This is a genomic window from Methylobacterium sp. E-045 (assembly GCF_022829685.1).
In the GTDB taxonomy this organism is placed as follows: Bacteria; Pseudomonadota; Alphaproteobacteria; order Rhizobiales; family Beijerinckiaceae; genus Methylobacterium.
Window position 1 is genome coordinate 37,606 of sequence record NZ_JAKSYE010000029.1, and the last position, 24,480, is coordinate 62,085.

At 66.9% G+C, this 24,480-nt stretch carries 19 protein-coding genes and 2 pseudogenes; 8 read left to right on the forward strand and 13 right to left on the reverse strand.

Features of this window, described 5'->3' with window-relative positions:
- Window positions 1-305: 305 nt before the first annotated feature.
- The 4 genes from MKK51_RS03635 (at window position 306) to MKK51_RS03650 (ending at window position 7,104) form a co-directional block, all read left to right on the forward strand.
- On the forward strand, window positions 306-686 hold the full coding sequence (locus tag MKK51_RS03635; RefSeq protein WP_243975032.1) for a response regulator: 381 nt from the start codon (window positions 306-308) through the stop codon (window positions 684-686).
- Between the two features lie 84 nt (window positions 687-770).
- Window positions 771-2,681 (forward strand): AI-2E family transporter, encoded by a 1,911-nt coding sequence (locus MKK51_RS03640; RefSeq protein WP_243975034.1) that lies wholly within the window; start codon window positions 771-773, stop codon window positions 2,679-2,681.
- Between the two features lie 4 nt (window positions 2,682-2,685).
- A complete protein-coding gene (locus MKK51_RS03645) occupies window positions 2,686-4,074 on the forward strand; it encodes a pentapeptide repeat-containing protein (RefSeq protein WP_243975037.1) in 1,389 nt (462 codons plus the stop codon).
- 69 nt (window positions 4,075-4,143) lie between these two features.
- Window positions 4,144-7,104: a response regulator gene (locus MKK51_RS03650; protein ID WP_243975039.1), complete on the forward strand. Its 2,961-nt coding sequence runs from the start codon at window positions 4,144-4,146 to the stop codon at window positions 7,102-7,104.
- A 120-nt stretch (window positions 7,105-7,224) separates the two neighbouring features.
- On the opposite strand, the gene MKK51_RS03655 is transcribed toward MKK51_RS03650, so the two are convergent.
- The 3 genes from MKK51_RS03655 to MKK51_RS03665 all read right to left on the reverse strand — a co-directional run bounded on the left by MKK51_RS03655 (window position 7,225) and on the right by MKK51_RS03665 (window position 8,515).
- The gene (locus MKK51_RS03655) at window positions 7,225-7,674 is read right to left on the reverse strand and encodes a translation initiation factor 2 (RefSeq protein ID WP_409565608.1); all 450 of its coding nucleotides are present in this window, start codon (window positions 7,672-7,674) and stop codon (window positions 7,225-7,227) included.
- 161 nt (window positions 7,675-7,835) lie between these two features.
- On the reverse strand, window positions 7,836-8,168 hold the full coding sequence (locus tag MKK51_RS03660) for a hypothetical protein (RefSeq protein ID WP_243975041.1): 333 nt from the start codon (window positions 8,166-8,168) through the stop codon (window positions 7,836-7,838).
- 149 nt (window positions 8,169-8,317) lie between these two features.
- On the reverse strand, window positions 8,318-8,515 hold the full coding sequence (locus MKK51_RS03665; RefSeq protein WP_243975042.1) for an Rmf/CrpP family protein: 198 nt from the start codon (window positions 8,513-8,515) through the stop codon (window positions 8,318-8,320).
- Between the two features lie 273 nt (window positions 8,516-8,788).
- Between MKK51_RS03665 and MKK51_RS03670 the strand changes: the two genes are divergently transcribed.
- Entirely contained in the window at window positions 8,789-9,745 is a 957-nt protein-coding gene (locus MKK51_RS03670) for a glycosyltransferase family 2 protein (RefSeq protein WP_243975043.1), read from the forward strand.
- Between the two features lie 74 nt (window positions 9,746-9,819).
- Here MKK51_RS03670 and MKK51_RS03675 read toward each other — a convergent pair whose 3' ends face one another.
- The 8 genes and pseudogenes from MKK51_RS03675 to MKK51_RS03710 all read right to left on the reverse strand — a co-directional run bounded on the left by MKK51_RS03675 (window position 9,820) and on the right by MKK51_RS03710 (window position 18,878).
- Window positions 9,820-10,695, reverse strand: a complete 876-nt coding sequence (locus MKK51_RS03675; protein ID WP_243975044.1) for a rhamnan synthesis F family protein — start codon at window positions 10,693-10,695, stop codon at window positions 9,820-9,822.
- A 242-nt stretch (window positions 10,696-10,937) separates the two neighbouring features.
- A complete protein-coding gene (locus MKK51_RS03680; RefSeq protein WP_243975045.1) occupies window positions 10,938-13,382 on the reverse strand; it encodes a glycosyltransferase in 2,445 nt (814 codons plus the stop codon).
- 5 nt (window positions 13,383-13,387) lie between these two features.
- Complete coding sequence (locus tag MKK51_RS03685; RefSeq protein ID WP_243975046.1) at window positions 13,388-14,305, reverse strand: glycosyltransferase family 2 protein; 918 nt, start codon at window positions 14,303-14,305, stop codon at window positions 13,388-13,390.
- Window positions 14,305-14,520 (reverse strand): annotated as a pseudogene (locus MKK51_RS27495) (acyltransferase); the annotation flags it as partial. The gene MKK51_RS03685 and the pseudogene MKK51_RS27495, both read right to left, overlap by 1 nt.
- 666 nt (window positions 14,521-15,186) lie before the next feature.
- Window positions 15,187-16,107 (reverse strand): annotated as a pseudogene (locus tag MKK51_RS27500) (glycosyltransferase family 4 protein); the annotation flags it as partial.
- A 138-nt stretch (window positions 16,108-16,245) separates the two neighbouring features.
- Entirely contained in the window at window positions 16,246-17,001 is a 756-nt protein-coding gene (locus MKK51_RS03700; protein ID WP_243975047.1) for an ABC transporter ATP-binding protein, read from the reverse strand.
- Window positions 17,002-17,008: 7 nt separating this feature from the next.
- Window positions 17,009-17,797 (reverse strand): ABC transporter permease, encoded by a 789-nt coding sequence (locus MKK51_RS03705; protein ID WP_243975049.1) that lies wholly within the window; start codon window positions 17,795-17,797, stop codon window positions 17,009-17,011.
- Between the two features lie 148 nt (window positions 17,798-17,945).
- Entirely contained in the window at window positions 17,946-18,878 is a 933-nt protein-coding gene (locus MKK51_RS03710) for a LysR family transcriptional regulator (RefSeq protein ID WP_243975051.1), read from the reverse strand.
- Between the two features lie 98 nt (window positions 18,879-18,976).
- Here MKK51_RS03710 and MKK51_RS03715 point away from each other — a divergent pair, with 98 nt between their 5' ends.
- From MKK51_RS03715 to MKK51_RS03725, 3 genes are all read left to right on the forward strand, one after another.
- Window positions 18,977-19,345 carry a hypothetical protein gene (locus tag MKK51_RS03715; protein WP_243975052.1) on the forward strand — a complete coding sequence of 123 codons (369 nt, stop codon included), beginning with the start codon at window positions 18,977-18,979 and terminating at the stop codon, window positions 19,343-19,345.
- Window positions 19,346-19,504: 159 nt separating this feature from the next.
- On the forward strand, window positions 19,505-19,687 hold the full coding sequence (locus tag MKK51_RS03720) for a DUF3606 domain-containing protein (protein ID WP_243975053.1): 183 nt from the start codon (window positions 19,505-19,507) through the stop codon (window positions 19,685-19,687).
- Between the two features lie 136 nt (window positions 19,688-19,823).
- Window positions 19,824-20,585, forward strand: a complete 762-nt coding sequence (locus MKK51_RS03725) for an endonuclease/exonuclease/phosphatase family protein (protein ID WP_243975071.1) — start codon at window positions 19,824-19,826, stop codon at window positions 20,583-20,585.
- On the opposite strand, the gene cls is transcribed toward MKK51_RS03725, so the two are convergent.
- Window positions 20,476-21,912 carry a cardiolipin synthase gene (gene cls, locus MKK51_RS03730; RefSeq protein ID WP_243975054.1) on the reverse strand — a complete coding sequence of 479 codons (1,437 nt, stop codon included), beginning with the start codon at window positions 21,910-21,912 and terminating at the stop codon, window positions 20,476-20,478. The genes MKK51_RS03725 and cls overlap by 110 nt on opposite strands.
- A gap of 169 nt (window positions 21,913-22,081) precedes the next feature.
- Window positions 22,082-24,301 carry an FUSC family protein gene (locus tag MKK51_RS03735; protein WP_243975055.1) on the reverse strand — a complete coding sequence of 740 codons (2,220 nt, stop codon included), beginning with the start codon at window positions 24,299-24,301 and terminating at the stop codon, window positions 22,082-22,084.
- Between the last annotated feature and the right edge of the window lie 179 nt (window positions 24,302-24,480).

Consider the following 24,480-nt stretch of genomic DNA (forward strand, 5'->3'; position numbering starts at 1 on the left):
TGCACTTCGTCACCACGCCTGACACCAGGACGCTCCGCCTTCGGGCGCCGCTGTGCTGGGCCGGGCGGGGAGGGGACGATGCCGACTTGCACCCATCCGCCGCGTGCACGGACCTATCCGGCGCCGGCCTTCGGCGGAGGCGGGGCGAGGACGTCGTGACAAGGACGTCGTGACCGGGCCGGCAGGCACGGAAACTGATGGTGAGAAGACGAGCGATCGGACGTGAGGAATCCCGGCCTCCCGAACGACCACTCACGCAAACGCAGCCCGACGCGTCGGGTCGACATGATGCCGGAGTTCCGTTGATGGCCAAGATCCTGCTGGTGGAAGATCACGAAGAGATCTGGGACTTCCTGTCCCGCCGTCTCAAGCGACGCGGCTACGACGTCATCCTCGCCCATGACGGCGAGGCCGGGGTGCAACAGGCGCGTGCCGGGCGGCCCGACGTGATCCTCCTCGACATGAACCTGCCCATTCTCGACGGCTGGTCGGCGGCCCGCGCCCTGAAGTCCAGCGGCGACACGCGGGGCATCCCGATCATCGCGCTCACCGCCCATGCCATGCTCGGCGACCGCGACAAGGCGATCCAGGCGGGCTGCGACGACTATCACCCCAAGCCCATCGACTTCTCGAAGCTCCTCACCCAGATCGGCGCGGCCTTGGGCGGCGCGGACAGCCCGGCCTGACCGCCGGTCCGATCCGAGACGTCGCGCCTCCCGCCGGGACGGGGCTTCCACTGACACGCGTCGAGACGAGAAGACCCATTCTCCATGAGTGACGATCCCATCACCGCGCGCCTGCTGCGGCAGGCGATGCCGGTGTTCACGATCCTGGCCTCGTGCCTCCTGGTCGTCACCATCGCGTCGATCCTGTACCTCGGCCGCGACATCATCGTGCCCGTCGTCCTGGCGATCCTGCTCAGCTTCGTGCTGGTGCCCGCCGTGCGCCTCCTGAGACGGGCGATGGTGCCGCGCGCCGCCGCGGCGCCCCTCGTCGTGGTGGCGGCCTTCGCGGCGATCATCGGAGTCGGGCTGCTCATCACCACCGAGGCGGGCCAGCTCGCCTCCGACCTGCCGCGCTACCAGATCACCATCCGCGAGAAGATCGCGTCGGTGAAGGAGGCCACGTCGGGCAGCGGGACGTTGTCGCGCATCGTCGACATGGTGCAGGATCTCGGCGAGGAGCTGCAGCCGGCGCCCCCGAAGGACGAAGACCTTCCGGGCCGGTCGGGCAGCCGCGCAAACCCGCTCCACGTGGTGGTCGCGACCCCGCAGGCCGCCCTCGCCACGACGCTCGGCGCCTTCGTCGGGCCGATCCTGCACCCCCTCGCCACCGCCGGCCTGATCCTCCTCTTCACCATCTTCATCCTGCTGCAGCGGGAGGACCTGCGGAATCGCGCCATCCGGCTCGCCGGGTCGGGCGACCTGCGCCGCACCACGGCGGCCATCGACGACGCCACCAGCCGGCTGAGCCGGTTCTTCCTGGCGCAGCTCGCCCTCAACATCGCCTTCGGCGCGGTCATCGGCACCGGCCTCTGGCTCATCGGCGTGCCGAGCCCGATCCTGTTCGGCGTGCTCGCCGCCATCCTGCGCTTCGTGCCCTATATCGGCGGCGCCATCAGCGCCCTGCTGCCCCTGATCCTGGCGGCGGCGGTGGATCCCGGCTGGTCGATGGTCATCGCCACCGCGCTCCTGTTCCTCATCGTCGAGCCCATCGCCGGCCACGTGGTCGAGCCGCTGCTCTACGGCCATTCCACCGGTCTCTCGCCGCTGGCGGTCATCCTGGCGGCCACCGTCTGGACCTTCCTGTGGGGACCCATCGGCCTCGTCCTCGCGACGCCGATCACGGTCTGCCTCGTCGTCCTCGGCCGCCACGTGGACCGGCTCTGGTTCCTCGACGTCATCCTCGGCGACCAGCCCGCCCTGGCGCCCCCCGAAATCTTCTATCAGCGCATGCTCGCCGGAGACCCGGCCGAGGCGATCGAGCAGGGCCGGCAGGTGCTGAAGGCGCGGGCGCTGGTGACCTATTACGACGAGGTCGTGCTCGCGGGTCTTCGCCTCGCGCAGGACGACCTCGCCCGCGGCGCCCTCGACCGGTCGCGCCAGAGCGAAGTGGGTGCTGCGATCCGCACCGTGGTCGACCGGCTCAAGCTCGCGCCGATCAAGCGGTCGGGTTCGGCCGGCAGCGCCGAGGCCGCCGCCGCCATCGCCGCCGCCGGGCCAGACCGCAGCTCCGCCGGCATCGTCCTGGCGCGGGACGATCTCGACGCGACGTGGCGCGGCGCCACCCCGATCCTCTGCGTCTCGAGCCGTGGTCCCTTCGACGAGGCCGCGACCCTGATGCTGAGCCAGACCCTCGGCCGTCACGGCCTCGCCGCCCAGATGACCTCGCTCGCCGACCTGCGCGCCGACAAGCGGCCCGAGCGTGCCGACGAGATCGCGATGATCTGCTTCTCCTATCTCGAACCGGTCAGCCTCTCGCAGATCCGTCTCACCGTCCGCCAGGCCCGCAAGGAGCTTCCCGGCGTGAAGGTGCTGGTCGGGTTCTGGCGCGAGCGCGACCCCTCGACCCTCGACCGCCTGCGCCGGACCACCTCCGCCGACGTGCTGGTGACCTCCCTCAACGACGCCCTCGACGCGGCCCTGCGCTATGCCGCTCCTGCGCGGGCGGGACGCGGCTGAGACCATGGCCGATCGCGATCCGCCCCCCGCCCACGCCGCCACCGAGGGGCTCCTGGCCCGTCTCGCGGACGGGGACGGGCGTCCCTTCCGCTCGGATGACGAGCGCCTCGCCTTGTCCGGCCTCCGGGCCGGGCGCGAGGACCTGCTCGCGCGCATCCCTCCCGGCGAAGCGCCTCCCCCATGGTGGGACGCCACGCATCGCGGCCTCGGCCTGTGCCGCGCGCATCTCGAGGGAGCCGACCTCGTCGAGGCCGACCTCTCCGGCGCCAACCTGTCCGGCGCCTCCCTCGTCGGGGCGTTGGCCCGCTCGGCCCGGTTCGAGGGCGCCATTCTGGAGGAGGCGAATTTCAGCGAGGCCGATTGCAGCGGCGCGACCTTCACCGGCATCGTCGGCGGAGAGGCGCATTTCTCCGACGCCATGCTGGAGGATGCCGACTTCACGGGCGCGACGCTGCGCTTTGCCCGGATGCAGCGCGCCCTCCTCGATGGGGCGACCTTCGCCCGCGCCGATCTCTGGGGGGCGGATTTCACCGGGGCGGATGCCGATTACAGCCGGTTCGACGGGGGCCGCCTCGACGAGGCGAACCTCTCCGACATGAACCTGACCTTCGCCAATTTCGACGGGGCGAGCCTGAAGAAGGCGCGTCTCGCCGGCTCGCGCCTGCGCGGCGCCAGCCTCTCCGGCGCCGCCCTCGACGGGGCCGATCTGTCGGGCGCAGACCTGTCCGACACCAACCTCGTGCGCCTCAACCTGATGTCGTGCCGCCTGCGCCATGCGCGGTTCTCGGGCGCGCTCCTCACCGGCGTCCGCTTCCGGGTGGACCAGCTCGGCGGCGCGGTGGGCGAGGAGATCGCGGGCGAATACGAGGCCGCGCAGGCGAGCTACCTCGCCATCGAGCACAACATGAAGAGCATCGGCAGCCATGACGAGGCGAGCTGGGCCTACAAGCGCGGCCGTCGCATGGGCCGGCTCCATGCCGGCGCCGAGGCGCGGGCGGCCTGGGCCCGGCGGACCCGGGCGCCCCGGAGCTGGAAGCCCGTCCTGCAATCGGGCTATCGCTGGGTCGCCGACCGGTTCGTGGAATGGCTGTGCGATTACGGGGAGAGCCTGTCGCGCATCGCCCGCGCCTTCGTGATCCTGATCGTCGTCTTCGGCGGCCTGTTCGGCATTGCCGGCGGCCTGATCCCCGAGGGTGGCAGCGGGAGCGCGACGTACAACCCCCTCGACCTCCTCAGCTACAGCGCCCTCAACATGATGACGGCCAACCCGCCCGAGATCGGCATCAAGCCGGTCGGGCGCTTCACCAACCTCCTGGTCGGGATCGAGGGCGCCGCCGGCATCATCCTGATGGGCCTGTTCGGCTTCGTGCTGGGCAACCGGTTGCGACGATAGGCAACCGCCGGAAGCGCCGTCCCCCCGCTCACCACCGATCCGTCATCGACATCACCGCGAGCCGCCCCGATGGACACCCCGACCTCCTCCCGCCGCCTCTGGCGCTGGCGCGGCCCCAAGACCGTTCCCACCGCCCTGCGGGGGATCCCCGGCTCGCCCGTGGCCTTCGGACTGTTCACGGTCGCCGTGGTCGCCGGCCTCGCCAATTACGTGTTCGCCGAGCGCAGCCGCGCGGAAGCCTCCCGCCAGCACGACGTCATCACGCTGAACGAGCGCCTGCTCTCGACCATGAAGGACCTCGAGACGGGCATGCGCGGCTACACCCTCACGGGGATGCCGAACTACCTCACGCCCTACAACCGGGCGCTCGACACCCTCGACGGCCAGATCGGCGAGCTCGACCGGCTGGAATCGGAATCCGCCGATCCCGGAACCGCACGCCGCCGGGAATTGCGGACCCTCATCACGGGGGAACGGGATTTCGCCCGCCGGGTGGTGGAGGCGCGGGACGCGAGCGGGTTCGACGCGGCCGTGACCCTCGTCCGCACCGGGGAGGGCAAGCGGATGATGGACGGCATCCGCGAAGCCACGCGGGTCGGACAGGACCATGCCCGCGACAGCCTCGCCCGCTCCGAGACGACGGAGTTCTGGCGCGGGCTGATCCTGTCCCTCGTCTGCGCGGCCTCGGCCCTGGCGGCGATGGGCCTCCTCGGCCGCATCGCCCTGCTGCGCCGGCGCGACAGCCAGCGCATGACGGCGCTCCTCGACGGGGTCCTCGCCAACGCCCCCGTGGGTCTCGGCTTCCTCGACCACACCCTGTCGATCCGCCACATGAACCGCGCCCTGGAGACGATGAACGCACGCGGCTTCCAGGCGTCCCTCGGCGGCCCGATCTGGGCCACCCTCCCGGAGCTCGAAGACCTGCTCCGGCCGAAATTCGAGGCGGCGCGCGACAAGGGCCTGATCACGCCCGACATCGACGTCGCCGTGCCGACCCCGAGTGCGCCGGGCGGCGTCCGCCATCTCCAGATCAGCGTCTATCCGCTGCCGGGCTCGGCGGGCCTCTCCGACGGAAGGGTGGACGGCGTCGGCTTCGTCGTCACCGACGAGACCCTGCGCAAGCTCACCGAGGAGCGCACGCGCCAGAGCGAGCAGCGGTTCCGCTCGCTCACCGAGGCCACCTCCTCCATCGTCTGGGCGACCCCGCCGGATGGCGGCTTCGCCGTCGCCCCGTCCGAGTGGACGCGCTTCACCGGCCAGACCCCGACGGAGGCCGCCGGCCACGGCTTCCTCGGCGCGATCCACCCCGACGACCGCGACAAGACGCAGGCCGCCTGGGACCATGCGGTCTCGAACGTCACCCTCTACGAGATCGAGCACCGGATCCGCCGCCATGACGGCGTGTGGCGTCACATGGCCGTGCGCGGCGTCCCCATCCTCGACGAGGCGGGGACGGTCCGCGAATGGGTCGGCGCCCATACCGACATCACCGCGCGCAAGGAGGCCGAGCAGGCGCTGGAAGCCGCCAAGGAATCGGCGGAGGAGGCCAACCGCGCGAAGAGCCAGTTCCTCGCCAACATGAGCCACGAACTGCGCACGCCGCTCTCGGCGGTGATCGGCTATTCCGAGATGCTGCAGGAGGAGATGGAGGATCTCGGCCAGGAGAGCCTGCTCGCCGACATGCGCAAGATCGAGGCGAATGCCCGCCATCTCCTCGGCCTCATCAACGACGTCCTCGACCTCTCGAAGATCGAGGCCGAGCGCATGGAGATCTATGCCGAGGACTTCCCCGTCGCCGAGATGGTGCGCGAGGTGGCCTCCACCGTGGATGCCCTCATCGGCAAGAAGGGCAACGCCCTCGACCTCGACCTCGCCGAGGACCTCGGGCTCGCCCATACCGACCAGACCAAGCTGCGCCAGTGCCTGATCAACCTCCTCAGCAACGCGGCGAAGTTCACCGAGAACGGGCGGATCACCCTCTCGGCCGTACGCGAGGACGCTTCACTCGTCTTCCGCGTCGTCGATACCGGTATCGGCATGAGCCCGGAGCAACAGGCCAAGCTGTTCGAGCGCTTCACCCAGGCCGACGCCTCGACCACGCGCCGCTTCGGCGGCACCGGCCTCGGCCTCGCCATCACCCGCGCCTTCGCCACCATGCTCGGCGGGCAGATCGACGTGGCCAGCCGCGAAGGGGAGGGCACCACCTTCACGATCCGGATTCCCGCCCGCTACGTCGAGGTGCAGCCGAGTTCCACGATGGTCCATGACGGCCCGGACACGGCGCCCTCCACCGCGGCCAAGGGGGATCAGGTTCTCATCATCGACGACGATCCCGCGACCCGCGATCTCCTCACCCGCTACCTCGAGAAGGACGGCTTTCGCGTGGCCAGCGCGGCGGACGGGCGCGAGGGCCTGGAGCGCGCCCGCGCCCTGCGCCCGCGGGTGATCCTCCTCGACGTGACCATGCCGCGCATGGACGGCTGGTCGGTGCTCCGGGCGCTCCGCGCCGACCCCGATCTCGGGGCGACGCCGGTGATCATGGTCACGGTCCTCGACGAGCAGAGCCTCGCCTTCTCGCTGGGCGCCACCGACTACCTGCACAAGCCCATCGAATGGGGACACCTGAAGGAAGCGATGGAGCGCTTCCGGGCCACGGGCTCCGACGGCCCGGTCCTCGTGGTGGACGACGATGCCGACGTGCGCGAGCGGATGACGGCGATGCTCACCCGCGAGGGCTGGCGCGTGACCTCCGCCGAGCACGGCCGGGCCGGGCTGGAGGCGGTGGCGGTGAAGAAGCCCTGCCTCATCCTCCTCGACCTGATGATGCCGGAGATGGATGGGTTCGGCTTCCTCCGCGTCCTGCGGGCGAAGCCCGAATGGCGCGACATTCCCGTGGTGGTGCTCACCGCCAAGGACGTCACCGCCGACGACCGCCGGCGTCTGGCCGGTCAGGCCGACCGGGTGCTGCAGAAGGGCCAGCTCAGCCTGTCCGACCTCGCCGACGCCCTCCGCTCCCTGGTCACGTCCTAGAGCTGCGCCCGAGCGCGTTGGGTCGGGGCACACCTCTCGATCTTTGTTGTGTCGCACTCTCTTTCGCCGAACCGGCATCCACTTCGGCGGAGAGCGCTCTAGGCGGGGAGGGGATCGCCCTCACACACCCGCTCTGCCGCGGCGCCTGCGCTCGCGCTGCGCGCTCGGCAGGCTGTCCGGCACGAGGGTGGCCACGACGGGATTGGGGAAATGGTCGAACGCCGCGCCCGTGGCGGCATCGACGCCGATGCCGATGATGCCGCCGGCGATGACGTTGCCTGCCATGCCGGCGGCCCCCGTTCCCACGACCTTGGTGCGCACGGGCACGGTCTCGGGCCGGAAGCCGGGCTTGGCGAAGGTGACGTCGAACTCGTCGGAACGGTCGACATCGAGGGAGCAGGGCGTGGCCGGGCAGGCATAGCCCTTGGTACTGGTCATCATGGCGCCGGCGGGCTCCGTCTGGAACGCCATCTTCTCGGAGGTCCCGCGCGTGATGCTGCCGCATGCTCCCGAAGCGAACACACCGACCCCCACCGCGACCATCGCCGCAGCCCTGACAACCCGATCCATCATGACGTCCCCCCGCGCGCCGTATTCTCAGTCGGCAAACGGTTGTGGCGTGACGGGTCTCGTCCCGCAAGAGTAGCGGCACGGACCTTCGGCTCCGGTGCACAGCCCTCCGCCGAACAGTCGCGGCGCACCTCCCCGGCGAGGGGACGGTTCGCGTCGGTTCAGATGCTCTCGTAGGCGAAGAGAAGCGTGATCGTGGACAGGCTGAGGAGGCCGATGACGAAGCAGATGTCGGCGATCCGCTCCAGCCGCACGGCGAGGGGACGGTCGTCGTCGAGGCGCATGGACAGATACGAGGCCGCCGCACTGACGAGGAACAGGACCGCCGTCAGGGACACGGCCTCGTCCACGTGGCTGGGGCCGATCTGGGCCTCGGCGATCTTCACCAGCCCCACCAGCGTCGTGCAGACCCCGATCATCGTGCCCGCGGCGGGCAGGATGTGCTGGGACAGGGCACGGACACCGTGCCCGCCCTTGGGGCTTCGTCCATTCATGCGTGGCTCCGGCGCTTGGATCGGTTAAGGCCGGATCGACTATCGCATGTTGGGCGCCCGGTCTTGGAGTCGTCGTCCCGCCCGGACGAGGACAGGACGATCGCGACCGTGAACCGCCGGCCGGACATTCCCGGCCGGGCGGCTCGCGGTCAGGTGGCCTTCTGCGGATCGACGGTTCCGGCTTCGGTCGTGCTCTCGTCGCCGGCGGCCTCGTCGAAGGCCTGGATCCAGGCGGCGTGATCGTCGCTTCCCTCCGAATAGGGACAGCTGTCGCGCGTCTTGCCGTAGAGGCGGGCGTTCCGGCCCTTGATGAAGGGGCTGTCGCTCGCAGTGGCGCCGTCGCTCATGGCTCGTGTCCCATCCCGATTGTCTTTCGAACGGGGGAAACGCGGCAGCGGGGAGGAGGATCGCGTCCATCACGCCCCTGCGACGAAAAACCCGCCGCGGCCTGAGCCGGGCGGGTGAAGGTGGAGTCTCTTAGCCAGACCAGAACGGGTTCGGGCGCCACCGGTTCCCTCATCCGCCGCAACCGGACGGTTCTCGCCCCATGACCTCTGCGGCTTGCGCGGGGCTCATCGGAATGGCAGTCCCGCCGAGAGATGCCGCAACAGGAAGCCGCCTTGTCCGCGCAACCGCAGACGATCGCCGGGATCGTCATCTATCATCCTGACGCGGCGAACCTGCTTCGCCTCGTCGGCGCCGTGGCGCCCGACGTGCGGGAGATCGTGATCTACGCCAATTCCGCCGTCTCCTCGCAGGAAGAGGACCGACTGCGCACGGCGGCTGAGGGCACGGACCTCTCCGTGATGCGGCCCGATGGCAATCTCGGCCTCGGCGCCGCCTACAACGCTCTCCTGGACCATGCCACCGAACGGGACGCCCGCTTCCTCCTGCTTCTCGATCAGGACAGCCTGCCGCCGCCGGGCGCGATCCCGCGGCTCGCGGCACGGCATGCACGGCTGGCGGAGGCCGGAGAACAGCCCGCCATCGTCGGCCCCCGCCCGACGGACTGGGCCGGCAAGCCGCTGCGATCCCCGCCCCGACAGGGAGGCGGCGGAGACGAGGCGCAGGCGTCTCGCGTCCAGTTCGTGATCTCCTCGGGGTCCCTCGTGAATTGCGGGGCGGCCCGCGCCGTCGGCCCCTTCCGCGCGGATTTCTTCATCGATGCCATCGATGTGGAATGGTGCATGCGGGCCAACCACCGCGGCTACTCCATCTGGATCGCGGAGGACGTCCCGATGGCGCACGAACTCGGCCGCGGCCGAATCCGGCTCCCTTTCGGCCTCTCGCCGACGGACCAGCCGCCGCGACGGCTCTACACCTTCCTGCGCAACCAACTGGCCATGCTGCGCATGACCCACGTCCCTCCCGCCCACAAAGCCAGGACGCTCCTCCTGCTCCCCCTGCGCATCGTCGTCTATCTCGGGCAGAACCGCTTCTCGCGCGAGGCCCGGACAGCGCTGTGGCGCGGCCTGATCGACGGCGCCCGTGCCCAGCTCGGCCCGCCGGAGACCGCGCTCAGCGGGCCGGGGCGCCGGGAAGACAAGCGCGAGACGGTATTCAAACGGCCCAAATAGTCCGGCGGGCCTCTCGCCGCCGCATCCCAGGTTGCTCAGCGCCGGACGTATCAGACCGCACTCCGGCCTCTGCATCACTTCAAAATTCGCCCGTCGAGACCGCGAACGCAGAAACCATCGGCCCAGGCGGAGAGGGTGAAGCACCGCTCGATGGCATGGTGGAGGGTGGCGTCGAGCTGGCGCGCCTCGGGCTCGAAAGCCTCCGGGCGCAGATCGAGATGCCGCAGGCGCGCGAGTGCCGCCGGTCGAAACCAGAACATGGATCCCTCGAAGAATCCCAGGCGGACGGCGTCGTCCGGCATGTCCATCTGCCGCACGATGGCCCTGACACGTGCTTCGTTGGCCATCCAGTAGGACGGTGCGGCACGGTAGCAGGCCTTCCAGCCGATGAGACCGGTATCGGGCGTCTCGAAGGCAGCCAGCAACCGCAGGGTCGCGTTGCGACCGCCGGCAAGCATGGTGAAGAGAAGTTTGCGTCTGATCTCGCCGTCACGCAGATGCGGACTGCGTTTGGTGTGCAGCTTCAAGACCGCGTCGTAAGGGTCGAACGTCCCTGCATTCAGCAACGCGATGAAAGGGGCGATGTCACGGCCCCGATTCTCGCATGGGTGCAGGATCGCCCCCGGAATGTCCTGCAGCAGGTGCCGGGTCTGCTCGGCGCGATCGTTCGGAACCGTGAGGTGCAGCGCAGCGTCATCGGGCAGCGTCGCCCAGCAAGCCAGGATCTCGGGCAAGAGATCGAGATAGTACACGTGTGCGACGACGGCTGTCCGGAGGTCCGGACGACGCGCAGGCTTGCCGAACCGCGCCATCGCGTGCCGCAGGCGCTGGCCGGGCGGCGATACGAAGGCCGCGCCGAGCGTCAGCGCTAAAATCTTCTGATAGACGTGGCGGCCGTAGGCGGAAGACCGAAATCCGAAACGGCCGATGGCCGTCAGGCGCGCCGGCATGACCATATGGTGAACCTTTGCAAAGCGGGACGCTGTATCGCCGAACATGGTCCATATGCTTTTTCATGCCAGGGACGAGACGGCTTCGGCGATGGAGTCCATACATGGTAATCTCGATCGCGACGCGACCTGCGGAGTTATCGATGACGATCGCTTGGCCCTTTCATCACCAGCGCGTCGCGGGGCCTGATCCACAACGTGGACATGGCATCTTACCCGATCCGGTCAGAATCGTATCCAGATCAAAAGCGAGGGATAATAGCGGCTACTCTTTGCTCTGCTCCCGGCTCAACGGGCATGTCCAAGGATCTCATGAGCGTGATGAAACGCTTTCCGACGCTTTCAAAAGAGTAGTGGCTTCGCATCACTACTTTGCCTTCCTCGGAAAGGCGCGACCATAAAAGGGGGTCTTCGTGTAGGCGGATGATCGCCGCTGCGATTTCATCCACGTCTCGTCCGACCAAAATACTGCGGTCTTCGACCAACCCCATACCTTCCGATGCGATCGGGGTCGCGACGCACGGAAGACCCGCAGCCAAGCTCATCGCCACCTTACCCTTGATGCCGGCCCCAAAACGGAGCGGAGCGACCGTCAATCGCGCGTGCGCGAGGATCGGTTCCAGTTCCTGCACGAAGCCCCGCACGAAAATCCCGGAATCGGCATCGGCAAGCTGCCGAATCTCGTGAGGTGCGTTGCTGCCGACAATATCCAGTCTCGCATGGGGCAGGGTACGACGAACCCTCGGCCAGATCTCCGTCGTCAGCCAGATAGCCCCGTCAATGTTTGGATTATGCAGAAAACCTCCCACGAAAAGAACGCCGGATCGCTCCGAGAAACCCGGGCATTCAGATGTAATATTACGAGCAAACGGAATGATGTGAATCGTCGCTTCTGGCACCAAAGCTGCCAGCATACGTCCCTCTTCTTCGCTCAAAACGATCGTAGCGTCGGCTTCCGACATGCAGCGCAGCTCCGAAACACGACGTTGCGCAGCAGCTCGGGCCTTTTCTTGACATCCTTCAAGGGCGGCTTCCCGCTCCTCGCGAAGGAAATGCAGATCCACCGTATTGAAAACGATGCGTACATGGGGCGCGCAACGCCGCACATGGGCAAGCAGGCGCTCCGCAACATGGACCCGGTTCAAGATGAAGAGATCGAACTCGCCTCCACGCTGTTGCAATACTTGCTCGGGAGACGAGCCCGCTGGAACTGCAACGTAATCGACATTGATATTCTGCATTGCATCGAGATACAAAGAATCGCCGACACGGGCTACGATCGACATGAACGAGACATCGTATCCGATCGCCTGAAACATTTTCAGTTGATGCCACAGATCGAGCGAACCGGAATCCTGGTCCGGCGTGGGAACAGTCCAGTCGATGAAAAGAATACGCGGCACGCGATTCTGCCGAATCTTACCTACTTGCCTGGAAAGCGGCACGATGAACATGCCGACGCGGCGTCTCGCATTGGCGGTAAGACGACCGATATGGCGGACGGGTGCAGACAGCCGCCATGATGTCGATGTCAAAACCTCTCCGATATGACGCTTCTGCTCGGCTACGATAGCGTGGGTCTGGTCCATTTCGCGGCGCAGATCGACGATCTGGGTTGTCCTCGCGTCCGCCTGCTCGCGTAACCGACCGATCTCCGCATCCTTGGCTTCTTTCTCGCTTTCCAGATGCCGGATCCGCACATCCCCCCGTGTGTTTCGGTCCTGAAGCCGCTCGAGCTCCGTACGCATGACGTCGACTTCTGCGGTCCGTTCCGAGACCACGTCTTCGAGATGCTGGATTACTATCTTAGCTGCGGCAACCTCGCTTTGAAGCCGCGTGATTTCGGTATCCCGCACACCGATTTCGCGAGCCAGTGCGACGGCGTGAGTCTGATGGCCTTGCTGCTCGCCAACCCAGGCCATGTCATTCAGCGCGCTGGTGAAAAGCTGTGGCAGAGGCCCGTCGGATGCCACGGCGATGAGATAATGCGCGCGCGGAGCGCCCAGTGTGCGACGGTAGGTTTGCCCGTCGACGGATGAATGCAACTCGAGGTCGGCAGGCGCGCCGCCGTCAAGGCCAATGATGGAACCCGCGATGGAATCCTGCTCCAAGACTGCGACGTTTTTGAAATGACCTCGAATGAGAACGTCGAATTGCGATCGAGTCAGTTCCTTTAAATGAAACTCATTCTGGTGCCCATCTTCCAAAGTGTAGACGTCCTTGTCGGGCGACGAAATAATCAACAAGCCGTCAGTTCGCAGCGCCTTCTTCACACCAATCATAAACGATTCGTGATCGACGAGATGCTCGATCGTTTCGAAGCTGACAACAACGTCGAAAGATTCGCGGTCTTGAATGTTCGCCGCGTCACCTTTCCGAAATGATAGATTGTTTTTCACATAATTCCGTCTTGCGAATTCGACCGTCGCCTCATCTAAGTCCACACCGATGACGCTTCGCGCGACCGTGCCGAGTAGCGCGGAGCCGTAACCCTCACCACAAGCGACGTCGAGAACATCGCGGCCGAGGCAAAAACGCGTAGCGAATAAATAACGATGATGGTGCTGATGCCGAATCGGTCCAGAGATGCTTGATGTATACCGCTCTCCATTGAAATCGAGCTGCTCCTCCGGTCGCGGAAATTTGAGATCGTCGGCTTGCGGCGACCCTGGCTTGATAATGATCATGCCGATTATCTCAGGTGGCCAAGGAGGGTCTGTCGAAGCGTACCCCGTAGAACGATGTCATAGAATACGGCGGCGGAAGGAGCGCTGCCGCGAAGTGTCTGCAAGAGGCAAATGAGGTTGCTCATGCCCTTGCTTTCGAGCGCAGCGATGAAGGCACCGACGCCGTCTGCTAGATCTCCGCCGATCAGCCGGTTGCCGCCTTCATGCAAGGCGTTCGCCCAGACAGCAGCGATCTCCAAGCGGATATTGACCAAGTCTTCGGCGATCGTGTTCCGCGGGTGCACACGATACTGAATATGCTTGAAACCGTGGTCGACGGCGACGCGCCCCCGGGTGAAGGCTGTCATCAGGAAGTCCAAGTCGTGGCAATAGCGAAGGTCGCGGAAGGATCCTGCCCGGCGCCAGAATGACTTTGCGATCACCATATTGGATGTTGTCGCCACCCAGTTCTCATGGAGTAGCGACAATTGCGGCAATCCATGGGCATCCCGGGCGGCAAGTGCGCGCCTCATCCAGTCCGCGGCAACTCCGTGATCTTGGACCTGGTTCTTCTCATCGATGATGTCCGCTTCTCCCACAATCACATCGATAGCGGGATCCTGTATTATCAAAGCGCGACAGCGGGCCAACTTGCCCGGATTGAAGACATCGTCGGAGTTCAATACAGCAATGTAGTCGCCGTTTGCGATATCAAACATCTTGTTGATCGTGGCATGCGCACCGATATTCGCCTGCGCGATCGTTCTCCCGGCAGGGAAATTTCGCATTGCCTTTCGAGCAATCTCAAGACCTCCATCGGATGAGCCGTCATCGATAAGAATGATCTCGTCGGCAGGCGATGTCTGTCTTGCTACACTGTCCAGTGCCGTCTCAATATATTTTTCGTGATTATATAAGGGTATGATGACAGAAATTCGCGCCATTATTGAATGTCCGTATCGAACAGAGGAAAGTAATGTGTCTTGTAACGCAGATCACGGCTGCGCTCCTTGATCAGCCGGGCAGGATTCCCTCCGACGATCGTGTAGGGAGCGACGTCCCGAGTCACGACGGCGCCAGCAGCGACGACGGCTCCCTCTCCAATCGTGACACCTGGCAAGATGATCGCTCGGGCACCGATCCAGGCATGATCTTCAATCGTCACCGGCCCCTCGACACATACGAAATCCGGATGCTGAGGGTCGTGCGTCAAGGTTTGAATCAGCGTATAATGCGATACATTTACATTGTTACCGATCTTTAACGTGACGCGACCGTCCAGATAACAGAACCGGTTGATGACGGTATTCGAACCGACACGGATCTTGTAACCGGTGACGAAACAGCCCGAGCAGATCGTCGAAGCCGCGCCGATCCGGACGTGGCAGAAGCGCCTCAGAAAAGCGTGCCTGATCCCGTAGGGCATCCAGTTCATGAAAAAATGATTGGCCAGCCAAAAGGATAGGGCTGGCTTGTAGCGATAGCGGGCGTCGCGATAAATCCGGCGCAGCTTACGGTCGATACGCAGCGCTATGGACGATGTCTGCGTCACGGGTTTCGGCATTTTCGAGGGCGGAGCCGGAGCTGCTGCAACCACCTCGTCCATGATGGTCTGATAGCGCGCGAGCACCGTGTCAAAGCCATGCCTCCGGTGCAGCTTTGCGCGGCCACGCAGGCCAGCCTCGCTCCACTGCTCGCGGTTGGCAGCAAAATCGAGCATGGCCTGCGCCAACGGCTCGGTGAGACGATAGTTTTGTGGAGTGTAGGCGAGCCGGTCGAGTTCGGCGGAGTCTAGCTTTAGAAAGTCCGGATATTCGGTGGACAACAGGATGCCGGTGTCGTTGTGCTCTATCACCTCGCCGGCGCCACCGGTGTCCGTCAGAATCATCGGCTTTGCGTAATGCATCGCCTCGTTCATCGCGATACTCCAGCCTTCGATGAAGGACGGAAGGAGAAAGGCATCGCTGATTCCCATAGGGTCGGCAATGTCCTCGAAGTAACCGGGCATCAAGATATGTTTATCGAGCCCCTCGCTCGCGAGGTAGCTTTTCAGCGCCTCCACATGTGGCGCGAAGATCTCGTTGCCCACGCACAACACTCGGACGTCACGGCGCGTGGCGAGAACGCGCTTCATCGCGGCCGCGATCAGATAATGGCCCTTGTGCAGGTTGTAGGAGGCAGGATTCAGAAAAACGTAGTCGTCCTTTCCGATCCCGAGCGAGGATCGGTCTAGTCTGCTTGCCCGGTCGAGGGGATAGCGGGCGAAGTCGAGGCCATTGGGCACGACGATAACTTTCTCAGGTGCTGCCCCGAGCTTGGCTTCAGCGTATTCTGCGGCTTTTGGGGATACCGCAATGTACTTTGATACATAGACATCGTGTGCCCGGAACGTTGCACGTGCGGAATCCAGTAGAAATGCGTAAATGTTATGGATAAAGCAGATGATAGGTACACTGCGGGCGGCAAGATATGGATACCCGACGTCGGAAAAATGCGCTTGCGCAATCGACGGCTTAAACTCCTCGATTAGGGCCGGATATGCCTCATCCACCCGATCCACGGGCAGTTGGCGAACCGTGATGCCTGCAGCCTGCGCCTCGCGGGCGATGCTCCCCAAGGGACCGGTGGTCACGACCATGAGTTCGTTTCCATCGAGCCTGCGGAGGCCGAGCGCGATGTCCAGAACAACTTTCTGAAGGCCGCCTTTGTCGAAGGAGGGTACTTCCAGCAGAATTCGAGCCGTCATTTCCGGGAGGTACCTTTGGGGACTGCGCCCCTATTTTCTAAGCGATCAAGCAAGCTGCACAAGCGGTCGTCTTGAAAATTCAAGTGGAAGTTGAAGCCGGCCACACAGTAGGAACGTTTCTGACAGGGTCTGAGCCGCTCAGCCCGCCCCGTCCGCCGCATAGGCCGCCAGCACCTCGTCCGGCGCTCCATCCATCATCAGCGTGCCGCCCTTCATCCAGAGCGTGCGGTTGCAGAAGCGCTTGATGGAGCTGTTGTCGTGGGAGGCGAGGAACATGATGCTCGCCTTCTGGATCATGCCGTGAAGCCGCTGCTCGGCGCGTTCCGCGAAGGCGGCGTCGCCGACGCCGATCACTTCGTCGAGGATCAGGATGTCGGGATGGACGGCCGTGCTGACGGCGAAGGCGAGGCGCAGCATCATGCCGCTCGAATAGGTCCGGATTGGGAGCGACAGGAACTCGCCGAGCTGGCTGAACTCCTCCACGTCGGGGACGATCGCCTGGGCCTCCTTGTGGCTCAGCCCCAGCATGATGCTGCGCATCTCGATATTGTCGTAGCCCGTGGCATCCGTATCCATCCCCATGGACAGGTCGATCAGGGACGAGATGCGCCCCTCGATGGTGGCGATGCCCGAAGTCGGCGGATAGACCCGGCTGAGCACCCGCAGGAGCGTCGTCTTGCCGGCGCCGTTGCCGCCGATGAGGCCGATCCGGTCGCCGTCGCGCGCTTCGAAGCTGACCGCGTTCAGCGCCTTGATCACCTGGATGCTGCTGTCGCGGTCGTTCTGCAGGCCGCCCCCCACCGTGCGCCGCAGGATCTCGCTCTTCAGGGCCCGGCCGCGGGAATTGTAGACGGCGAGGGCGACGCTCGCCTTGTCGAGGACGATATGAGCCATCCTGCCCTCAGAGCCAGTACACGACGCGGTGCGAATATTTCCCCGAGAAGGCCAGGGCGACGAGCCACCCGGCGACCAGCAGGCCGAGCAGGATGACATACGACGTCGCGCTCGGCGGATGGCCGAGCAGAGGCTCGCGCATCACGTCCAGCATGCTGGCGAAGGGGTTCAGGACGAGCACGGGATGGTCGACGCGCAATTGCGACGGCTTGAAGACGACCGGCGAGACGAAGAACGCGACCTGGACGATGCTCGCGACGATCTGCGGGATGTCGCGGAACCGCGCCGAGAGGATGGCCAGGAGGTAGCCGATCCAGGCCAGGTTGGCGAGCACCAGCAGCAGGCCGGGAACGAACAGCAGGATGTGCCAGTCGATCACCGTGCCGGTGACGAGGAACAGGACCGGCAGAATGATCAGGTTGTGGGCGAAGATGAAGAGATTCCGGGCGATCGTCCGCAGCAGGTAGGTGAACCGCGGCAGCGCCACCTGCCGGATGATGCTGTCGTTGTCCGTGAAGCTCGAGCAGCTTTCGTTGATGGTCTGCGACATCAATCCCCAGAGCACGAGGCCGGTGCCGAGATGCGGCAGGTAATCGGCGATCGAAGTGCCGAAGAGCGACGCGTAGATTCCGCCCATGCCGAAGATCATCACGGCCATGCTGAGGGTCAGCCACAGCTGGCCGACGCGCGAGCGGCGATACCGACGGACCACGTCGTTCTTGGCCAGCATCCACCACATGCGCCACGCGCCGAAGCCTCCGACGACGTCGGCGGCTCCTCCTGCTATCAAACCCATGCGGCCTCTTTCCCGGAGCCCTGCTCCTGCGGAGCAGCCGATGCCGGCCCTCCCAAAGCACGCGCCCGCGCGCATTGGCAAGTTTCGGGTCGACGGGGGCGGGAGATCCGGATCGGACGTGGTGCCGGGCCGCGCGGGTCGACGCGTCTCAGACCGCCTGCGCCGCGTCGTCGGCAAGGGTGAGCAAGGTCTGGCGCAGCCAGCGATGGGCCGGGTCGTCGTCGTAGGAGGCGTGCCACAGCATCGAAATCGCCACCTCGTCGAGGGCGACCGGCGCGGGGCTGACGGTGAGGCCGAGGGTGCCGGCAAAGAGGGTGGCGAGGCGCTCCTGCATCGTGGTGAGGACGGGAGCGCTGCGCACCAGGAAGGGCACGGCGAGGAAGCGCGGCGTCGTCACCGCGAGGTCGCGGCGCAGGCCGAGGAGGGCGAGGGCATCGTCCACCACCCCGTGCGCCGTTTCCTTCAGGCTTGTGAGCACATGGGGAAAGCGCAGGTAATCGTCCAGGGAGATCGGGGGTCCGAGGCCGACGAGGTCGGCGTTGAACAGGCAGACGTAGCGGTCCCGGTAGAGCAGCCGCTGCTTGTGGTGGGTCTGGCCGTGGCTGAACGTGCCGATGCCGAGATCGACGCGGTCCGCGTCGAGTTCCTGCAGGATGCGGATGCGGTCGATGGAGCGCAGGAGCAGGCTGATCCCCGGCGCGTGTTGGCGCAGATAGGCCAGAAGACGCGGCCCGAGCAGGACCTCGGTGGAATCGGGCAGGCCGATGGTGAAGGTCCGCGTGACGCTGCGCGGATCGAACGCCTCGTCGCGCCGCACCAGGGACTGGATCTGACGCAGAAGGATTCGGACCGGCGCGGCGAGCGCCAAGGCGCGGGGGGTGGCGCGCATGCCCTCGGGCGCGCGGGTGAGGAGTTCATCGCCGAAGGTGGTGCGCAAGCGCGCGAGGCTGCTGCTCATGGCCGACTGGCCGATGCCGATCCGGGCGGCCGCGCGGGTGACGCTGCGCTCGGCGAGCAGGGCGTCGAGGGCCACCAGCAGGTTGAGGTCGATGCGGGACAGATCGACATGGTCAATAGTCATTATCGATCCAATCTGTTTGATCCATGCCGCACCGCACAGCATCTTCGCGTCATCGGCGAGGGCGCACCGCCCCCGCCCAGACAGCGAGACCCGACACCATGACGATCCGTATCCTCACCGCCGCCCTCGCCAGCGTTACCATGGCCGCCGCTCTCGTGGTGCCGGCCTCCGCCGAGACGATCAAGCCCCTCGATGGCGGCAGCGTCTCCCTGGGCGAACTCTCGGGCGTCGCCTACTACACCGCCGAGCCCAAGGGCTACCGGGTGGTCGTCACCCTGGCCCGCACCGAGACCAGCCGCGCCATGCGGGTCGAGGCGGTCCTGGCCAATGGCCAGAGCGTGATCCTCTCGACCCCGCAGGAACTCGGCGGCACCGCCGACGCCATCGAGATCAGCCGCACCGGCGACACCGTCGCCGTCAACCGGCCGCGCCCGAGCATCACCCGCGAAGCGGCGGCGCAGAAGTGAGGGAGAGCCCGGCGTGGCCGGGCTTTCCGGACCCGAAAAACCTCCCCGCCGACGACGACGGGGAGGTTCTTTTCGCGTTCGTCCCCAAACCGGCTCATGGGTTAAGAGCCGTGCGCGGACGCGCATCGCCGGGGATGCGGAGCAAGGTAGGCGGGACGGATGGCAGGCCTGAAAGACAAGCGCGGCTTCATCGACAAGGACAGGCTCGACTTGTCCGAGCGGCAGGCCATGGAACATTGGATGAAGCGCTGGGGCGTCACCCGCGACCAGCTGACGAGCGCCCACCGCAAGGTCGGACATATGATCAAGGACATCGCAGCCGAACTGGGCAAGAAGCGTTAGAGGAAGGCAGCGTCAGGTTGGACGAGGCGACGGCGGGGGCGGGCGGGTGGCGGACAAGAAACACTTCTCGCGGCCCTGGCGCGGCCCGCTCAACGACCGCCGCTACGCGTCCCAGGATCCCGCCCGCTTCCCGGACCTGCACGCCCTCGATGCACTGGACCGCAGCCACTTCCGCAAAATCGTGAGCTGGAACCTGCTCCGGCGCACGGGAGCCAAGGTCGACGCCATCGTCGCCCTGGTGGAGCGCGAACGGCCCGACCTGCTGCTCATGCAGGAGGCGACCAGGGACATCGCGATGATCGAGGAGCGGCTCGGCGGCGTCTATGCCTGGGCGCCGCTGCCCGGCCGCATCCATGGGCTCGCCATGTGGAGCCCGCATCCCTGGGCCTCCCCGCCCATCGTCGTCGCCCTGCCGTCGGGCGCCGTCGTCGACCGGGTCTGCCAGATCCTCGATCTCGGCGAGTTCGGCGTCGCCAACGTCCATCTGTCCCACGGGCAGGTGCTCAACCGGCGGCAGCTGCGGCGGATCGAGCAGAGCCTGCCGGCGCGCGCCGCGGTGATCGGCGACTACAACCTCGTGGGCCCCGCCCTGCTGCCGGGATTCCGCGATGCCGGGCCGCGCATCCCGACCCATGCCATGGTCGATCTCGTGCCCCTGCGCATCGACCGCTGCCTCGTGCGCGGACTCGCCTGCCTCGGCCGCACGGTGCTGCCGCGCGGCGCCTCCGACCACCGGCCCATCGTGGTGCATCTCGGCCCCGCGCCGGCCCAGGCGGGCGAGCGGGCCGTCAGAGGTATGGCAGCATTAGTCGTACGGCTGCGTCGCGCAACCGCACGGGCAAGGGCCGCCGCGCGAGGTCCTCGGCCGTCAGGTGGGCGTCCATCTTCGTCCGCATGAAGGCGTCGAGGCGTTCGGCGAAGGCGCGGTCGTAGACCTCGACGTTGAGCTCGAAGTTCAGGCGGAAGCTGCGCATGTCCCAGTTCGCGCTGCCGACGAAGCTCCATTCCCCGTCGACGACGAGGAGCTTCGAATGATCGAAGGGCGGCTCGTCGAGCCAGATCCGCACGCCGGCCTCGATCAGGGGCGCCACATGCGCCCGCGTCGCCCAATCCACGTAGCTGTGGTTGCTCGCCCGCGGGATGATGACGTCCACGCGCACGCCGCGCGTCGCGGCAAGAGCCAGGGTCGTGGACAGGATCTCGCTCGGCAGGAAGTAGGGCGTGACGAGGCGGATGCTGTGCTGCGCGCAAGTGATCGCCGACATCACCGCGAACTCGATCTTCTCGATATCCGCATCCGGCCCGGAGGTGACGACACGGGCCTCGATCTCGCCCGCGGCGCCGAGCGGGGGGAACCAGCGCGGACCGTCGAGCTCCTCGCCCATGACGAAGGCCCAGTCGGCGGAAAACGCCTGTGACAGCTGCTCCACCACAGGCCCCTCGATGCGGAAATGGGTGTCGCGCACCGGATCCGGGGGGGTGGCGGCGACGAGATTCTCGTCGGCGATGTTGATGCCGCCGGTGAAAGCGATACGCCCGTCGACGATGAGGATCTTCTTGTGGGTGCGCAGGTTCAGGAACGGCATGCGCCAGGGCAGGGCGGAATGCATGAACAGCCCCACCGGCACCCCGGCCCGGCGCAGGCGCCGCGCCATAGCGGGGAAGAAGTAGCCGCTGCCGATCCCGTCGATGAGCACCCGGACCTCGACGCCCCGCGAACGCGCGGCCACCAGCGCCTGGAAGAAGCGCGACCCGGCGCCGTCGTTGCGGAAGATGTAGCTCGACAGGGCGACGCTGCGCGTCGCTCCCCGGATCGCGTCCAGCATCGACGGATAGGCCTCGTCGCCGTTGCGCAGGATGGCGAGGTCGTTGCCGCCCAGGAGGACGAGCCGCGTGATCCGGCGGACGGCGCGGTCGAGGGGCCGCAGGTCCTCGGGGACGGTGGCGTCGGGGATGACGGGGGAGCCCGCCTGCTGCGACGGCCTCACCCGCAACTGGCGCGCCCGGCGCGAGACCCGGTTCACGCCGAAGATCGCGTAGAGGGCCGTCCCGAAGATCGGCGACAGCCAGGCGAGGCCGATCCAGCCGATGGCGGTGCCGATCTCGCGCTTCCGCAGCAGGGCATGGACCGTGACGAGAAGCGCCAGCACGATGCCGAGGAGGGCCAGGACGTCGGCCCGGATCGATCCGGTCGCCTGCAGCCATCGGTGGAGGAGGTCTTCCAAGAATCAGCCCAGCCTGAGAAGGGGATCGCGAAACACGCCCCCTTTAGCCCCGGGCGGGTGGAAAGACCTAGAGCGCTCTCCGCCGAAACGGATGCCGGTTCGGCGAAAAAGAGCGCGGCAAAACAAAGGGCTAGAGATGTGTCCCGGCCCAATGTGGTCGGGCGCAGCACTAGCGGCCGGCCGTCCCGGGAATGGCCGCCGCAGGGGGCACCTCCGCGCGCGACCGCTGCGGGCGCAGGGTCTCGGCCAGCAGTTCCACCTGAGTCACGAGCCGCACGAGGGACTCGGCGCGGGGCAAGTCGGGATGGACGGGCAGGGCGCCGCCATCCTCGGCGAGACGGGCGAGGGTGGTGGTGATCCACAGGGTCCAGGCGCGGCACGCCTCCGCCTCGTCTTCGGCCTCGCCTGTGGGCACCTTGGCGGGATCGGGCTTGGGCTCGGCATGGCGCAGGGCCGAGAGGCGCGCGCCGATCCGGCGCAGGGTCGCGTCGGCGACCATCGCGGTCTCGACCTGGGGGTGGCGCCCGGCGCGGGGCTGCTGCAGGGCGCGGGAGAGGGCGGCCTCCAGGGTGTTGAGGGCGAGGCCGCTGGCCCGCGCCGCGGCCTCCGCTGCCCCGCTCCCCTCGGCCTCCGCCCGGTTCGAGAGCACGGTGCGCGCGAAATCGGCATGGGCCTTCACGGCCTTCCTGAGTTCGAGGCGGACCTGATCGGGTTCCCAGACCGGCCAGAGCAGCAGGCTGCTCGCCACGGCGATGAGACCTCCGAGCAGGGTGAAGAGCGCGCGCATGCCCGCGACCTCCCAGGAGGCATGGCCGGGCTCCATCACCTCAACCAGCAGCACCACGAGGGGCGTCAGGCAGGCGATGAAGAAGGCGTAGCTCACCTGCCGGGCGGCGAAGCCGATGATGCTCAGGGGAAAGATCAGCGCCGCGAGCGCCAGGGTCGTCGTGGCGAGGCTGGCGAGCAGGGCGCCGAACAGCCCGCCGAGCACCGTGCCGCCGATCCGCTCCAGCGCCCGCTGCCAGGTGGCGGCGTAGAAGGGCTGCATGGTCAGCACCACCGTGATGGTGAGCCAGTGGGTGAACGGGCCCGGCCAGAGCAGGGTGAGGCCGAGGACCGGGGCGGTGACGGTGCTGGCGCGGATCGCGTGCCGCAGGTTCGGCGAGGCGAGGGTGAAGTTGGCCTTCAGCGGGCCGAGCAGTCGCTGGCGCAGGGGCAGGCTGGCGCTCCCCAGCAGCGTGCCGCCGGGGCGATACCCTTCCGGCGTCGAGAGCTTGGCCCCGATGCGGACGCGGTCGAGGATGCGCTCGGCCAGGGCCTTGAGAGCCGGGTCGGACGCGAAGCCGCGTCCCGCCCGCGCGATCGAGCGCTCGATGCGCGGCAGGTCGAGGACGGTGTCGTCGCGGATCGCCCGCGCGACCACGAGGAGGAGCGGCCGCAGGCGGCGCAGCAGGCGCCGGGTCCGGACCTGGCGGTTGGGATTGCGGTCGGCCTCGATCCGGTCGGACAGGGCGATGAGGGCGGCGAAGATCTGCTCGGCGCTCTCCAGCCGGATCAGCGCCTGGGCGGTGCGGTCGGAGACGCGCTCGCGGCTGCGGGCGAGGTCGACGATGAGGCCGCGGGCGAGTTCGATCGCCTCGCGCACGCCGCGGCGATGGGCGCGGGCATGGTCGTCGAAGCCCGCCGCGTCGGCCTCGTCAGAGGCCGCGAGGTCTTCGAGGTCGCCGCTGAGCAGGGCGAGCCGGCGCCAGACCTCGGCCACGGCCCGCTGGGTCGGTCGATAGGGGTTGAGCCGCCACAAAGCGAGGGCCAGCACCGTCGCCCACAGGCCGCCGGCCAGCACCATCGCCCCGGCGATGACGGCCTCGCCGCCGGTGAGCGGACGGTCGAGGGCGAAGGCCAGGACGAGGACGAGAACGTTGCCGGCGGTCTGCTCCTGCACCCCCCAGACCCGCGCATAGGTGCAGCAGAAGATGACGAGGGTGGCGAGCGGCACCACGACGGCCGGGCCATGGGGCTGGAGCAGCCCGAACAGGCTCCAGATCAGGCTGCCGAGCACCGAGAACCCGGCGAGCACCATCAGGCGGGAGCGCATCGGGCCGCCGATATCGGCAAAGCAGGTGAGGTTGGCCGCCAGCGCCATGATCAGGAGCGGCGGCCACGCCACGAACTCGTGGAGAAGGATGACGGTGCCGAAGGCGCAGGCCGCCCGGATGCCTTCGACGATGCTGAGCCCGCGCGGGTCGAGGGCGATCGGCAGGCGCGCGAGGTTCGATCCCGGCGTGGAGAGGGACCCCCGCCCCATCAGGAAGCCGGACACGCGCCCGCGCCGGAGGCCGTCGGAGACGGCGCCGCTCGCCTTGGCCCTGGGGTTCGGAGGGAGGGGCAACCGAGACGCTCCGCCGGGCGGCATGCCCGGTGTCAGGCGGTTCTAGAGCCGATCGCCGCAGCGCAAAACCCATGACCTCGACCCCGCCGGGCGGATCGGCATTCAGCGCATGGCGACCCGTCCGGCCCGTTGGATTTCGTATGCATTTTCACCGGCGAGGGTTGGAAAACGTCCAGTCT